Source organism: Natronomonas aquatica (genome assembly GCF_024449025.1).
Lineage (GTDB): Archaea > Halobacteriota > Halobacteria > Halobacteriales > Haloarculaceae > Natronomonas > Natronomonas aquatica.
Genome location: NZ_JAHLKM010000003.1, coordinates 43,491 through 56,941, shown reverse-complemented (window position 1 = coordinate 56,941; position 13,451 = coordinate 43,491). Strand labels below are relative to the sequence as shown.

16 protein-coding genes are annotated in these 13,451 nt (G+C 68.2%); 6 read left to right on the top strand and 10 right to left on the bottom strand.

Going from position 1 to position 13,451, the window contains the following annotated elements:
- The first annotated feature begins 77 nt into the window (after nt 1–77).
- Both infB and KM295_RS04120 read left to right on the top strand, forming a co-directional pair.
- Entirely contained in the window at nt 78–1,886 is a 1,809-nt protein-coding gene (infB, locus tag KM295_RS04125) for a translation initiation factor IF-2 (protein ID WP_256028612.1), read from the top strand.
- Nucleotides 1,887–2,003: 117 nt separating this feature from the next.
- A complete protein-coding gene (locus tag KM295_RS04120) occupies nt 2,004–2,189 on the top strand; it encodes a DUF8015 family protein (protein ID WP_256028611.1) in 186 nt (61 codons plus the stop codon).
- Between the two features lie 7 nt (nt 2,190–2,196).
- On the opposite strand, the gene KM295_RS04115 is transcribed toward KM295_RS04120, so the two are convergent.
- The 4 genes from KM295_RS04115 to KM295_RS04100 are packed head-to-tail and all read right to left on the bottom strand — an operon-like array spanning nt 2,197 to nt 5,532.
- The gene (locus KM295_RS04115) at nt 2,197–3,228 is read right to left on the bottom strand and encodes a dipeptide epimerase (RefSeq protein WP_256028610.1); all 1,032 of its coding nucleotides are present in this window, start codon (nt 3,226–3,228) and stop codon (nt 2,197–2,199) included.
- Nucleotides 3,225–4,238 (bottom strand): N-acetyltransferase DgcN family protein, encoded by a 1,014-nt coding sequence (locus KM295_RS04110; RefSeq protein ID WP_256028609.1) that lies wholly within the window; start codon nt 4,236–4,238, stop codon nt 3,225–3,227. Before KM295_RS04110 ends, KM295_RS04115 begins: the two co-directional genes overlap by 4 nt.
- A gap of 43 nt (nt 4,239–4,281) precedes the next feature.
- Nucleotides 4,282–5,163: a Vms1/Ankzf1 family peptidyl-tRNA hydrolase gene (locus KM295_RS04105; RefSeq protein WP_256028608.1), complete on the bottom strand. Its 882-nt coding sequence runs from the start codon at nt 5,161–5,163 to the stop codon at nt 4,282–4,284.
- A 24-nt stretch (nt 5,164–5,187) separates the two neighbouring features.
- The gene (locus KM295_RS04100; protein WP_256028607.1) at nt 5,188–5,532 is read right to left on the bottom strand and encodes a DUF5802 family protein; all 345 of its coding nucleotides are present in this window, start codon (nt 5,530–5,532) and stop codon (nt 5,188–5,190) included.
- Nucleotides 5,533–5,741: 209 nt separating this feature from the next.
- Here KM295_RS04100 and KM295_RS04095 point away from each other — a divergent pair, with 209 nt between their 5' ends.
- The gene (locus KM295_RS04095) at nt 5,742–6,662 is read left to right on the top strand and encodes a hypothetical protein (RefSeq protein ID WP_256028606.1); all 921 of its coding nucleotides are present in this window, start codon (nt 5,742–5,744) and stop codon (nt 6,660–6,662) included.
- 104 nt (nt 6,663–6,766) lie between these two features.
- Nucleotides 6,767–7,534 (top strand): metalloregulator ArsR/SmtB family transcription factor, encoded by a 768-nt coding sequence (locus KM295_RS04090; RefSeq protein ID WP_256028605.1) that lies wholly within the window; start codon nt 6,767–6,769, stop codon nt 7,532–7,534.
- On the opposite strand, the gene KM295_RS04085 is transcribed toward KM295_RS04090, so the two are convergent.
- Nucleotides 7,531–8,016, bottom strand: coding sequence for a hypothetical protein (locus KM295_RS04085; protein WP_256028604.1), 486 nt, complete (start codon nt 8,014–8,016; stop codon nt 7,531–7,533). The two genes, KM295_RS04090 and KM295_RS04085, sit on opposite strands and share 4 nt — an antisense overlap.
- A 111-nt stretch (nt 8,017–8,127) precedes the next feature.
- Between KM295_RS04085 and KM295_RS04080 the strand changes: the two genes are divergently transcribed.
- Nucleotides 8,128–8,895, top strand: a complete 768-nt coding sequence (locus tag KM295_RS04080) for a hypothetical protein (protein ID WP_256028603.1) — start codon at nt 8,128–8,130, stop codon at nt 8,893–8,895.
- 34 nt (nt 8,896–8,929) lie between these two features.
- Here the strand turns inward: KM295_RS04080 and KM295_RS04075 are convergent, their stop codons facing one another.
- The 4 genes from KM295_RS04075 to KM295_RS04060 all read right to left on the bottom strand — a co-directional run bounded on the left by KM295_RS04075 (nt 8,930) and on the right by KM295_RS04060 (nt 12,640).
- Entirely contained in the window at nt 8,930–9,583 is a 654-nt protein-coding gene (locus KM295_RS04075; protein WP_256028602.1) for a hypothetical protein, read from the bottom strand.
- A gap of 353 nt (nt 9,584–9,936) precedes the next feature.
- Nucleotides 9,937–10,974 (bottom strand): NAD(P)/FAD-dependent oxidoreductase, encoded by a 1,038-nt coding sequence (locus tag KM295_RS04070; protein WP_256028601.1) that lies wholly within the window; start codon nt 10,972–10,974, stop codon nt 9,937–9,939.
- Nucleotides 10,975–11,130: 156 nt separating this feature from the next.
- Complete coding sequence (locus KM295_RS04065) at nt 11,131–12,333, bottom strand: TIGR04347 family pseudo-SAM/SPASM protein (RefSeq protein WP_256028600.1); 1,203 nt, start codon at nt 12,331–12,333, stop codon at nt 11,131–11,133.
- A gap of 1 nt (nt 12,334) precedes the next feature.
- Complete coding sequence (locus tag KM295_RS04060) at nt 12,335–12,640, bottom strand: Htur_1727 family rSAM-partnered candidate RiPP (protein ID WP_256028599.1); 306 nt, start codon at nt 12,638–12,640, stop codon at nt 12,335–12,337.
- A 204-nt stretch (nt 12,641–12,844) separates the two neighbouring features.
- On the opposite strand from KM295_RS04060, the gene KM295_RS04055 reads away from it, so the two are divergent.
- Nucleotides 12,845–13,303, top strand: coding sequence for a pyridoxamine 5'-phosphate oxidase family protein (locus KM295_RS04055; RefSeq protein ID WP_256028598.1), 459 nt, complete (start codon nt 12,845–12,847; stop codon nt 13,301–13,303).
- On the opposite strand, the gene KM295_RS04050 is transcribed toward KM295_RS04055, so the two are convergent.
- The gene (locus tag KM295_RS04050) at nt 13,300–13,437 is read right to left on the bottom strand and encodes a DUF7560 family zinc ribbon protein (protein ID WP_256028597.1); all 138 of its coding nucleotides are present in this window, start codon (nt 13,435–13,437) and stop codon (nt 13,300–13,302) included. The genes KM295_RS04055 and KM295_RS04050 overlap by 4 nt on opposite strands.
- Nucleotides 13,438–13,451: the final 14 nt, after the last annotated feature.

The following is a 13,451-nucleotide window of genomic DNA, read 5'->3' as shown; positions in this document are numbered from 1 at the left end:
CGACGGCTCGCAACGGCAACGGGATATTGAAACGGTTATATGACCGCAGCGGCCACAAAGACCCAAGGGGCTCTTCTATGTCTGAATCCGACACCACCGACGCCGGGGACGACGCGGAGTTACGGACACCGATCGTCGCCGTGCTCGGCCACGTCGACCACGGGAAGACGAGCCTGCTGGACGAGATACGCGGCTCGGCGGTGACGGCCGGCGAGGCCGGCGCGATCACCCAGCATATCGGGGCGACGGCCGTCCCGCTCTCGACCATCTCGGAGATCGCCGGCTCGCTCGTCGATCCGACGGACTTCGATCTCCCCGGCCTGCTTTTCATCGACACGCCCGGCCACCACTCGTTTTCGACGCTGCGGTCCAGGGGTGGGGCGCTGGCCGATATCGCGATCCTCGTCGTCGACGTCAACGACGGCTTCCAGCCGCAGACCCACGAGGCGATCGACATCCTCAAGCGCACCCAGACGCCCTTCATCGTCGCCGCGAACAAGATCGATACCGTCCCCGGCTGGAACCCCAACCCCGACACCCCGGTTCAGGAGACACTCGAAAAACAGAGCGACAGGGCCGAATCCCGGCTCAACGAACAGCTCTATGAGATCATCGGCCAGCTCTCCGACGAGGGGTTTTCGGCCGACATGTACTGGCGGGTCCAGAACTTCAGGGAGAACATCGGTGTCGTCCCCGTCTCCGCCGAGACCGGCGAGGGGATCCCCGACCTGTTGACGGTGCTCATGGGGCTCTCCCAGCGATACCTCAAAGCCGAGATGTCGATCGACGTCGACGGCCCCGGCGTCGGGACGGTACTGGAGGTCAAAGACGAACGCGGCTTCGGCACGACGCTGGATACCGTCCTCTACGACGGGACGATCCGGGCCGACGACACGATCGTCGTCGGCGGCAAGAACGAACCGATCGTCACCGACGTCCGGGCGCTGTTGCAGCCCCGGCCGCTCTCGGAGATCCGCACCGAAAAGCAGTTCGAGCAGGTCGATGCGGTCCGAGCCGCCGCGGGCGTGAAGATCGCCGCGCCGGATCTCGACGACGCGATGGCGGGCGCGCCCGTCCGCGTCGTCCGTGACCGCAACCTCGAGGAGGTCGTCGCCGAGGTCAGGGCGGAACTGGCCGACATCGAGGTCGTCACCGAAGAACAGGGGGTCGTCGTCAAGGCCGACACCCTCGGTTCGCTCGAAGCCATCGCGGGAACCCTCGAGGAGGCGGAAATCCCGATCGTCCGCGCGGAGGTCGGCGACATCGCCCCCCGCGATATCGCCGTCGCCTCGACGGCCGAGGACCCGAAACACGCCGCCGTGTTGGCGTTCAACGTCGACGTCCTCGAGGACGCCGAGCGCGAAATCGAGGAGACGGACGTCGATCTCTTCGCCGACGACGTCATCTACCAGCTCGTCGAGGAGTACGAAGCGCACGTCGAGGCCATCGAGGAGGCCCAACAGGAGCAGATCCTCGACAAGATCCAGCGACCCTGCCGGTTCCGGATCCTGGAGGACCACGTCTTCCGGCAGTCCAACCCGGCGGTCGTCGGCGTCGAGGTACTCTCAGGGACCCTCAAGCGGAACTCCCGGGTCGTCAAGTGGGAGGGCAACGAGCCCGAGCGGGTCGGCGAGCTGAAATCGCTACAGGACGCCGGCGAGGACATCGACTCGGCGCGGGCGGGCGAAGAGGTGGCCGCCTCGATCGACGGCCCGACCGTCGGCCGCCAGGTCGAGGAGGGCGACGAACTGTGGACGGAGATCCCCGAGAAACACGCGAAAGTCTTAGAGCAGGAACTGGCCGACGAGATCCCGGCCGACGAACTCGAGGCGCTGCGGATGTACCTGGACAACCACCGGAAACGGGACCCCTTCTGGGGGAAGTAACCCACGTCGCGCCGATCGAGGGACTCCGGCCCCGAATGCGCTCGCCGATCGACCCGTAGCGAGGCCCGACGGTACTGGATAATTAGATTTAATTAACCCCGGGGCGAACACCGATCCGTGCCGGAATCCGTTCCGACACCGACCCGATACGACGGGCTGTTAGCCGCGCTGCCGGCATCGGTCGCGGGCGGCGTCGCTGCGGGCTGGCTGTCGACGCTGTCGACGGTCGCGGGCCTCGGTGTCGGCGGCCTCGCCGCGGCCGTCCTCGTCGCCGTCTCGCTTTTCGCCGTGCCGCCGGAGTGAGCGCCACTCACGGGGGACGGGCGCCGGTACCCCGGTCGACGCGCCGGAGATCGAACCGCCCCGACGAGACCGGGACGCCGGTGTAGGGGTCGGATTCCAGCAGCAACGACCCATCGAGATCCGCATAATCGAGCAACGGAAGCAGGTTCGCCGCGGCAGCGATCGAGACGTTCGTCTCGATCATACAGCCACACATCACCGCCAGTCCGTGAGCGCGGGCGGCGTCGATCAACTCGACGGCTGGCGTCAGGCCGCCGGTCTTCATCAGCTTCAGGTTCGCGATGTCACAGCGGTCGGCGATCGCCGGAACGTCGGCGGCCGTCCGACAGGACTCGTCGGCGGCGATCGGCAGCGGCGACCGCTCGTAGACGTACCCGAGTCCGTCCGGGTCGTCGGCCGCGACCGGCTGTTCGACGAACTCGACGTCGTACTCGTCGAGTTCGTGGCACTTTCCGACGGCCTCCTTCGGCGCCCAGGCCTCGTTGGCGTCGACCCGGATCGTCGCATCGGGGGCGGTTTCCCTGACCGCCGAGACGGTTTCGACGTCACGGTCGGTACCGAGTTTGAGCTTCAAAACCGGATAGCCGGATTCGACGGCCTCGCGGGCGCGTTCGACCATCGTTTCCGTCTCGTCGAGCCCGATCGTAAAGGAGGTCGGCGGCTCGTTGCCGCCGGCCGAACAGCCGAGCAAGCGATAGACCGGCTCCGAGAGGAGCTTGCCGGCCAGGTCCCAGAGTGCGATATCGACGGCGGCTTTCGCGGCCGGGTTGGCCCGCGCGACGGTCGCCATCCGCGCTCCGATCGTCCGTCTGGCGTGGGGGTCGCCGACGGCCTCGACCTCGGCGAGCAGTTCCGGGAGGACCGCCTCGACGGTCGCCGCCGTCTCGCCGTAGCGGCGCGCTGGTGCGGCCGCGCCGTAGCCCGTCTCACCGCCGTGTTCGATTTCGACGACGACGTTTTCGGCGGTCTCCGTCGTTCCGCGGGCGATCTCGAACGGAACGTCGAGTGGAAGCGAGACGGTCTCGAAGCGCGTCCTCATAGCTGCTCGATGAGGCGATCGGTCCCGTTTCGGATCGGATCGACGGCGGGGGCACCCAGCCTCGAGCCGTACGCCTCGATCGCGTCCTCGGCTTCCCCGGGCGCCAGCCCCGACGTGTTCAGCGCGCCACCGAGCAGGGCGGTCGGTGCGACGTGGTCGGCGAGATCGAGACACAGTTCGGCGATCGCCGACGGCTCCGGGATCGGGAACGACTCGTAGCCGTGGATCCGATCCCGCCCGGCCTCGTGACAGAGCACGAGGTGGTCGGGCTGGGCACCGTGGACGATGCCGCACGTGACGGCCGAATACGCCGGGTGAACGATCGAACCCTGACCCTCGACGAAGAGATACTCGCGTTCGTCAGCGCGCTCTTCGAGCATCCGCTCGGTCGCGCCGGCGGCGAAGTCGCTGATCGTCCGGTCGATCGCGATCCCGCCGCCGTCGATCATGATCCCCGTCTGGCCGGTCGGGACGAAGCCGGCGTCGAGGCCGGCCTCGCGGGCCGCCCCGAGGAGTTCGAGCGTCGTCGTCATCTTGCCCGTCGAGCAGTCGGTGCCGACCGTCAGGACGATCTCACAGTCGAGTTCGCGGGCGGTTCCGGAAGCGACGGTGAGATCGGCGGGCGGATCCCGGACGTCGCGCAACGCGACGCCGTGTTCGTCGGCGAGTTCGGCGAACTCCGCGTCGTCGTTGAGAAAGTAGTGCAGCCCCGAGACCACGTCCGCGCCGCGCTCGATCGCGCCCCGGACGTCCGGTCGCCAGGACTCCTCGAAGCCGCCGCCGATCGGCGCGATTCCGATCAGGAGGGCGTCGAACGCCGGAGCGTCGGCGACACCCTCGACGATCGGGACGTCCGCCGCCTCGAGGTCGGGCAGGTGATCGCCGACCGTCGTCCCTGCGGTCTCGCGGTCGAGAACGGCGACGACGTCCTGATCGCCGTACCGGAGGACACCGACAGCGGTCTTGGCTCGGTCGGGGAACTGCTCGTGTGCGAGGATCGCGACCTCCATACCGTCCGGAAACGGGGGCGAGTAATAAACGCCGCGGCGCCGCTCACAGCCCGTAGAGGCGAACCGACCAGAAATCGGCGAAAGCATCCTTGAGCGCGGCCTCCGGTTTCCCGGTCGCGTCGACCGCGGAGGAGGCGTCGGCGTCGAACTCCCCGATCAGCCGCCGGTCGCCGACGACGTACAGCCGATCGGTTCCGAGCCCGGCGAGGGCGTCCTCGCACTTCTCGAGGTGGTGGGCGATCTGTTCGTCGCGGATCCGCTCGAACCGCGACTGGGAGAAACCGCCCTTCGAGTGGTCGCTTTTGACGTCGCTTTCAAACCCCTCGAAGGCGACGCGCTCGTCGCCCTCGTAGACGCCGACGGCGAACGTATCGGAGCGAACCAACGCGAGTGCGAAGCGACCAGTCGGCCGGAACCACGAGCGATCGACGGTCGGTGTCGACGCCCACTCACGGAACGGTTCGGGGGCGACCGGCGGCCGGAGCGCGACCGCAAGCGCCCCGGCGTCGTCGGAGCAGACGAGACACGGGGCCGCACGCGAGACGAGGGGCGTTCGATCCCCCAGAAGCGTCCGGAGGTCCTCGGGGACCGATCCGTCGACGAAGGCTGTCAGCACGCTTTCCGGGGCGCCCTCGAACGACCGGAGCCGTTCGAGGACCGCCCCGACGCGCTCGCCCCGGAGCGTCTCCTCGCGTCGGAACCCGACCCCGGAGACGTCGTCTGTGGCCCCCTCCAACCGCCCCTCGAGATCGGCGATCCGGTCCTCGAGACGGTTGATCCGCTCTTCGGCGGTCTGTTTCGCGCTGACGGCGTCGGCGCGGCGCTCGCTTTCGGCCTCGAGCCGCGCCTCGAGGCTGTCCCGTTCGGATTCGAGTTCCTCGATCCGCTCTTTCAGTTCGGTGCGACCGAGGAGGTCGTCGAGCATCACCGGATCGACGGGACCCGGCGTCTAAAAGCCCGCGGAACCGTCGGCGGAGCCGTCGCTGAACTCGAGCAACTGGCGGGCGCGGTCGGCCTTCGCGAGAAACACTTCCTGCAGTGTGGGCGGGTTGTCGACCCCGACCGCCGACAGCGCGCGCTCCGGGAGCGCGAGCGTCCGGCCGGGGACGTCCTCCGCCCCGCCGACCGCGAGGTGGGTCGATCCGACCTTCATAACGAGCGGACTGTCCTCGGAGTCGTACAGCGTTTCGTTGACCTGCTCGTGGTGGGCCCGGTGTATCGCCGCGTGGTCGCCGTCGTACGGCTCGACGTAGAGCCGTCCGAGGTAGTACCCGGTTGAGAACTGTTCGAACATACCGATAGATGTGTGTTAACATACTACGTATATAAGCGTTGTCGAAGGCTCGGCGACGGTATCGCGTTCCGACGAGGATGTCGGACCCTCGAAACCGACCGGCAAGCGGTTATAAACGTTCTACAGACGGTTCAGGCGGCAGACCGGACGGGTAAACGATCCAGAACGGAGTAAGGTATTTATGAATCGCCGCGCCCGATCGGACTCTAATGAGAAGGACCGTGGTCGGTGCCGTCTGGATCGTTCTCGCCGCACTCCTCCTCGGAGGGCTCGCCGCCGGTGTCGGGACGGCCCAGACGGGAACGACCGAGGACGGAACGAACGCCTCCTTCGGGGCCGAAGTGTCCTCGTTCATGCAGGCCAGCGAAGCGGAGGCCGAAGGCGAACTCGAAGGCGGGATGTTCGACGCCGCGCTGAACCGGACGCAGGATCCGGACGAGCGGCGGGCGCTCGTCGAACAGCGGACCCAGCGACTCGGGGAGCGCCAACAGGAACTGCAGTCACGGCACGAGGCTATCGAGGCGGAACCGCCCGACGAGGAGGCGAACGTCCGGGCACACGCCGTCGCGACGCGTGTCTCCGTCGGCTCCGTGGAGCTGGAGCGTGCGGCCAACGAGACGGCCGCCATCGCCGCGGAGACGGGCGCCGATACCGCAGCCCTCGGTTCGATCCGATCGAACGCCCGGGGACTCCGTGACTCGGACATCGAGGCGCTCACTCCTGACGTCGCCGGGCCGCCCGACGGCACCGCCCGTGGCCCCCCCGACGGAACCCCCGGGGGAGACCGCCGCGGGGCGAACCGGACGGCGGATACCGGTTCGGCCCCCTCGGCGGCCGGCAACGGATCAGCCCCGAACGGCTCGGGACCGCCGGCAGAGGGCGGCGGTGATGGCACCGGATCGGACACCGGGAACTCCCAGGGATCGCCGCCCGGAGCGGCCGGGGGCGGCAACGGTAACGACAACGGGGACGGGAACGACGGCAGTGGTTCCGGAAACGGCAGCGGCGAAGGCGACGGCGATCCGGAGGCACCCGGCGGCAATCGGGGGAACGGCGACGGCTCCGGACCGCCGGAAAACGAACCGCCCGACAGGGGTCAGGAGGGGCCTACCAACGAGGACGGCAGATAGTGAGAAACAACCGCTACAACCCCGAATAGAGCGGTTCCGGTAGTCAAAACCGGTGGCGACACGTCGCGTTACGCTTTTTCGTTCCCGGACCGTACTTCCAGTCGATGGATTCCGCGGCACTCCTAGATCTCCTCGGGAACGAAAACCGCAGACGGATCCTGCGGCTGTTGTCGCGGAAACCCTGTTACGTGACCGAGATCAGCGAGTACCTCGGCGTAAGTCCGAAAGCGGTCATCGACCACCTCCGGAAACTCGAGGACGCCGGGTTGGTCGAGTCACACGTCGACGACGGCCGCCGGAAGTACTTCTCGATCGCCCGGAACCTCCGGCTGGAGGTGAACGTCTCGCCGTACGAGTTCGGAACCAAAAGCGCCTACTCGGCCTCGCCGAACCTCGATATCACCTCCTGGCGGCACGTCTCGCTGCACGTCGACCGCGACCGGGAGAGTGATCCGGATTCGATCCCGGAGGGAAACGGCGATCCGGACGACGCCGGGCGCGGCGACGAAGAGACCCTCTTCGGCGAAGACCAGGAGGGTGAAGAGCCGCCGGATCTCACCGCGCTCGCGGCCGACCTCGAACGCCTCGAACGCCTCGAGAACGAACTCTCGATGGCCCAGCGGTGGGTACAGGGCCGGCTCACCGAAACGCTCGATCGGATCGGCGCCCACTTCGAGGGCGTCGACGGCCGTTTTTATAGCGACCTCCTCCGGGGGCTGACCGATGGGCCGGCGACGGCGGAGGAACTCGCACGGCGGCTCGACGCGCCGCCCGACGTCGTCGAGGACGCCCTCGAGGGGCTTTCGGCACACGGCGTCGTCGAACTCGACGGCGACCGCTGGGTGCTCGTCGCCGGGTCCGCCTCGCCCTAGAGGTCTCTGGTCAGCCCGTCGCGGAGATCGCGGCCGAAGTAGGTCCCGAGACCGCCGACGACGGCCCCGAGAACGCCGGAGAGGGCAACGATCGGGAGCCCGAAGCCGCCCAGAAAGGCGACGACGGCGAAGTCCAAAAGCGTACTCGCGGCGGTGACGACGCCGCCCGCGAGGGCGGCCTCCGCGTAGCGTCGCTCCTCGACGACGAGCCCGAACGCGAACGCAGCCCCGAACACACCCAAGAGCCCGGTCCCCGGGATCGGGACGAACGTGCTCGCGGCAAACAGCGCGCCGACGGTGACGAGCAGCGCCGCGAGAAAGTGTTTCGGTGAAAAGAGTTGACCGGCCCGCTCGGCGGCGCGGCCCCGGAGCCCGTCGGTCGATCCCCCTGTCGGCTCCCGGGTCGACTCGCGCTCGTCGAGTTCGAACTCCGCGTCGATCTCGTCGGCGGAGGCCTCCGTGAGAGTCCGATCGCGGCTCATACGATACCCATGGGGCGCGAGCGGTATCGGTCTTTCCCAGCCGGCCCGTTCGGTTCCGGCACGTCCGTCGGGTTCGACAAACGTTGTATCGCCGCCGCCCCTCGTCTAACCATGAGCACACAGGATGGCGGCCACCGCGACGACGCAGTCGCCGCGATCGCCGACCGCGACTACCGGAGTGCCGGCGACCGATACACCCGTGCCGCCTGGCGCGTCCTCTCCGATCCACGCCCCGGTATCGAGCCGTTCGCCCCCGATCCGAAGGGGTGGATCGGCGCCGGATTGCAGTATCTCGCGATCGCCGGGATCTGTTATCGAGTCACCGGAGCGGACGCACGGGCGACGAGACGTGGCGTCGAGGGCGTCGCCGTCTCGCGAGATCTCGCCGAGGGCTTCGATACGGCGGTCCAACACGCCTGCCTCGACGAGTTCGTCGCCGATTTCCGTGCGATCGGGCGCATGAACGACCACGAAGCCGCCTACCGCGAGGCGGCCGACGCCTACGAGACGGCCGGTGCGGACGACCGCAGTCCGCAGTACTGGGGAACGACACCGCTCTTCGAGGCCGCGGCGGCCCCGATAAAACAGGTCGCTCGCAGCCTCGCAAACGGCGAGATAGCGGTCGAGTGGGAGGACCTCCACGGCTCGGACCCCTCCGATCCCGGCCGGTTTCTCGCCGCCAGGGCGAACTACAAACGACAGCGGTTCGCGGGACTCCTCCAACAGGCTGCCGAAAGCGGGTTTCTCGCCGCCCCCCGCGGTACCACGGAGTACTCGACCGACCACCACCGCTGTCCCGACTGTGGCTCGACGGACGTCAACTGGGTCGCCGAAAGCACGCTCTGTCTGCGCTGCTCGCGGCCGACGGACCCACAGTGACGACCGGGGGTCCCGAACGCCCCGGCCGCCTCCCTCAGATCCCGTAGGGATCGAACGCGGGACGGGTGTCGACCCCCCGCGGGCAGTCGTAGGTCTCGCGGAACCGATCGGCCAGATCACGCCCGGCCGGAGTAAAGAGGAGTACGACGCCGTACGGCTCCGTGTGTGCCGACGCGTCCGGGGGGTCGGGGTCGATGAAAAGCGCCTCGGCGGCCGGTTTTCCGACTTTCGGGATCGACTCGAAGTGATCCTCGAGCGGCACCAGGCCGGTCACGACGTTCGGGACGAACGCGCCGTTCGGTAGCGGTTCGCGGGGCTGGAGGCAGCAGACCCCGACCCGTTCGTCCCCGTCGGTCAGGGGGACGTAGATCGGCTCCGCCGTTCCGGGTCTCCAGCCGTCACGGGCAACATCCGGCGGCGTCGCGTCGACCGCAAAGCTCATTTCGACGCCGTCGAGACGCCCGAGCGCCGTTAGTCGCCACGGCTCCGCCTCCGCCTCCAGGTCACCGGCGATCGTCGCCTCGATCCGATCCCCGGTCCGGAGCGTCCCGACCGACCGCTGGATCGGATCCTCGTATCCCGACTGGTAGACAGTGTAGAGTCTCGGCGAACCGACGGACTGGAGGTTGAGATGGGGGACCGACTCGACGACGCGGTAGACGCGGAACGTCCCGGAGCGCTCGTCCATACCCACACTACGGGTCCGAGGGTCGTCGGTCTTCCGTTGTCGCTCCCGCCCGACGGATCGGCCACGTGGGTCACGTTTCGGCGAGCCGCCCGCCTCGAACACAGTTCCGTGCGGCAGAAGGTCGTCCCGACGACGTTTCGCCACGCCTCACATTCGATCTCGGTCCAGTGGCGGGCGTCGGAGTCGCCGACGTTGTCGGTCAACACGCCCACCGTCCCGAGCGCCGTTCGACCGTCGAGATCCGGCGATAGGCTCGTACGTGCCGGGGGAACCGCCTCGGTCTTGAAAACCGCACTCCCCCGGTATCCGGCCGGGACCCACGCCCGAAGCGACGCGGACGGCCGCCACGGCGGCTACAGCGAGTACGCGAGCCGCTCGCCGACGTCGAGCCCGTTGGCAAGCGCCGCGTGGAGCCGCCCTTCGCCGGGGATCCAGTCGCCGAGGCAGTACAGCCCCGCCGACTCGGCCGAATCGAGCGGTCCCTTCCGGACGCTCCCCTCCGGCAGGGCGTACCGCCACCCCTGATGATCGGTCCAGGTCGGCTCCGCGAGACGGTCGTCGCCGACTATCGCGGCGGCGTGTTCGGCCAGCGTCGCAACGTTGTCGGCCGGATCGTCGTCGTAGTGTTCCTCCGACCACTCCCCACCGGCCTGTACGACCAGAAGCGTCTCGCCGTCGGGGACGTGTCCCGCCTTGCACTCCTCGCGGGAGATCCACCCCACGGCGTGTTCCTTGTCGGTGTTGACGAGCCCGTAGTAGGGGCGATCGATTCCGAAGGGGTAGTGCAACACCGCCGTCCAGACGCTCCGGTAGGGGACCTCGGCGACGGCCGCCCGGAGTTTTTCCCGGCGCGGGGAGTCCCACTCGGCGGCCCCGAGCAGCGCGGCCGTCTGTGGTGCCGGCGGGTTCAAAACGAGGACGTCGAAGGGGCCCCACGACCCGCCGTCGGTATCGAGGAGCGTCCATGTCCCGTCGTCCCGGCGGACCGTTTCGACTTTCGTCCGCCGGTGGATCGCCGCGTCGGTCCGGCCGAACAGCCGTTTCGCGATCTGTGTGAGCCCGCTCCGGTAGCTCCATTTGTGTTCGTCCGCGTCCCGTCCCGGCGAGACCGTCCCCGACTCGTCGAAGGTATATATCGGCCCGTCGGCGTCGACGAGCCCCTCGTCGTCGAGCGTCTCGGTGAGGAGTTCGACGACGCGCTCGTCGTCGGATTTGACGTAGTTGGCTCCGTAATCGTAGGTGAGCTCCCCGTGGCGGCGGGTCGCCGCCCGCCCACAGAGCCCGCCTGACTTCTCGAGGACGGTGATTTCGGCGTTCGGGCGCGTCGTATCGAGAACGAACGTCGCCGCCGCGGCCGCCGCGCCGGCGCCGACGATTCCAATTCTGGACATCACGCTGGGGTACGCCCGGCGGCGTCAAACCGTTTCGGGATCGCCCGCGGGGCGCTTCGCTCGGGTGCCCCCGCGCCGCTCGAGAAAAAACGACGCCCGACGCACCGCCCGCCGGCCGGACGTCGACGGCCGGACGGCCGAATCCCGCTCTCCCGATCAGTCGGCATCGGCCGTCGGGCGGGCGCCCCGCCGTTCGTCGGCGTCGAGGTAACACTGCGGATCGGGACCGAACAGGCCGTTGTCGGCCGCCAGCGCCCGGAGCCGGGAGCCGCCGTGACAGATCTCCCGGTACCGGCAGTCGGCGCACTTGCCGGTCAGGTTTTCGGGTCGGTTCCGGACCGCCCGAAGCAGGGGGTTCGACTCGTCCTCCCAGATGTCGCCGAACGGCCGGTCCCGGACGTTCCCGAGGCTGTAGGTCCGCCAGAACTGCGTCGGGTGGACGTTCCCGAGACAGTCGACGGCGGCAACGCGCTCGCCGGTCGGATCGCCGCCGTTGCGCGCGAGGCGAGCATACACCCGGCGGGCGGCCGCCTCGTCGAACTCCCGGCGGGCGTACTCGACGATGTAGGCCGCGTCGGCGTAGTTGCCGACGAGTAGCGTCTCGATTTCCTCGCCTTCGCGGTGGGATCGGACCGTCCGATCGCAGATCCGTTTCACGACGTCCCGACGCTCGTCGGCGTCGAGATCGACCGAATCGAGCGTCTCGCCCCGGCCGCTATACGAGAGGTGATAGAAGCAGAACCGATCGAGGCCGACGTCGGTCAACAGATCGACGACGCCGTCCAGGTCCTCGACGTTCTGTCGGGTGACCGTATAGCGCAGCCCCGTCTTCAGCCCGACGTCGAGGCAGGTCTCGATCCCCTCGACGGCGGCCCGAAAGGCACCGTCGACGCCGCGGAACTCGTCGTTGCGCTCGGCGAGGCCGTCGACGGAGACGCCGGCGTAGGCCAGGCCGGCTTCCTTGAGTTCGCGGGCCCGCTCGGTCGTCAGAAGCGTCCCGTTCGTCGACAGCACCGGCCGGATCCCGGCCTCGGCGGCGTAGGCGACGAGCTCGGCCAGATCCTCCCGAACCATCGGCTCGCCCCCCGAAAACAGCACGACGGGCGCGCCGTAGTCGGCCAGATCGTCGAGCAGGCGTTTGCCCTCCGCCGTCGTCAACTCGGCAGCCTTCGGCTCCGACTGTGCGCCGGCATAACAGTGGACACACTTCAGGTTACACCGGTTCGTCGTGTTCCAGACCACAACCGGGCGCCGCTGTTTCCGGTCGGAGACGGGGTTGTCGGCGCCGATGTCGACGTCGTACCGGAGCCGGTTGCCGTCGGCGGCGTGATCACACAGAAGCGTACTCACCGAGATCACGTCAGGACCACTCCCGGTTCCGGGGCTCCTCGGAGTCGGTCGACGGTTCGACCGTCGGTGCGTCCTCGGCGAGGTCGTGAGTCGTATACCGGGTCACGGCCGCGCTCGGACAGACCCAGACGTCCTCGGCGTGCCACGCGAACAGCCGCGTCGCGAGCTCGTAGGCGCCCTCGGCGTCGGCGGCCCGGACGCTGCCGACGTGTCGCATCGGGTCCGACCCGTCGCTGCGAACGAACAGCTCCCACTCGCGGCCGTTGGGGGCCCGATCACCGTCCTCGATCCGCCGTCGTTCCGTCCGTTCGACCATACCGGAAACCACGGCGAATCCACCCAAAGTACCTTCGCCGAATCCCTTCGGCTGGGACCGGCGATCGACCCCTGGCACGACCGGCCTCGTTCGTCGTCGAGTTCTCCGTCGGCCGGTTCCTGGCCGGGACTGCTTGGCCCCACGCCCTGTACAGTCGATCCGACAAACCAAGCAATATAGGTGCGTGGGGTCGTTTTTCCGTCTATGGCAACCGACCGCCGCGCGGAGATGTCGGCCGAAAAAAAAGACGCGTTCCTCGGCGCCCACGAGACCGGCGTGTTATCGCTCGCCCGGGGGGACGAACCGTACGCGATCCCGGTCTCGTACGGATACGACGGTACGGGACGGCACTTCTATCTGCGTCTCGTCTCGACTCCCGAGAGCGAAAAGCGGCAGTTCCTCGCCTCGGAGCCGAACGTCCGGTTCGTCGTCGTCGACGACGAGACCGACACCTACCGGAGCGTCGTCGCGACCGGGACGCTCACCCGGATGGATCCCGACGAACTGGCCGTCGAAGAGATCCAACAGTACGGCGAGGCCAGACGGCCGCTCTTCGAGGTCTGGCCGGAGGACAGGGAGGATCTGGACATCGGGCTCTACAGGCTTTCGCCCACGTCGATTACCGGACGAGAAGTCACGATCGCCCGAGATGACGGAACTTAGGCGGGTTCGAAGTGTGCGGCGTCGACGCCTGCCGTACAGACCGGACAGCCGCTTTCGAGTATCGCCTCCCGCATCGAGGTGTTGACCTCGATTTCCTGTTCACACACCGGACAGACGAAGCGATATGTGCTCATTGGTTGAGGTTGGC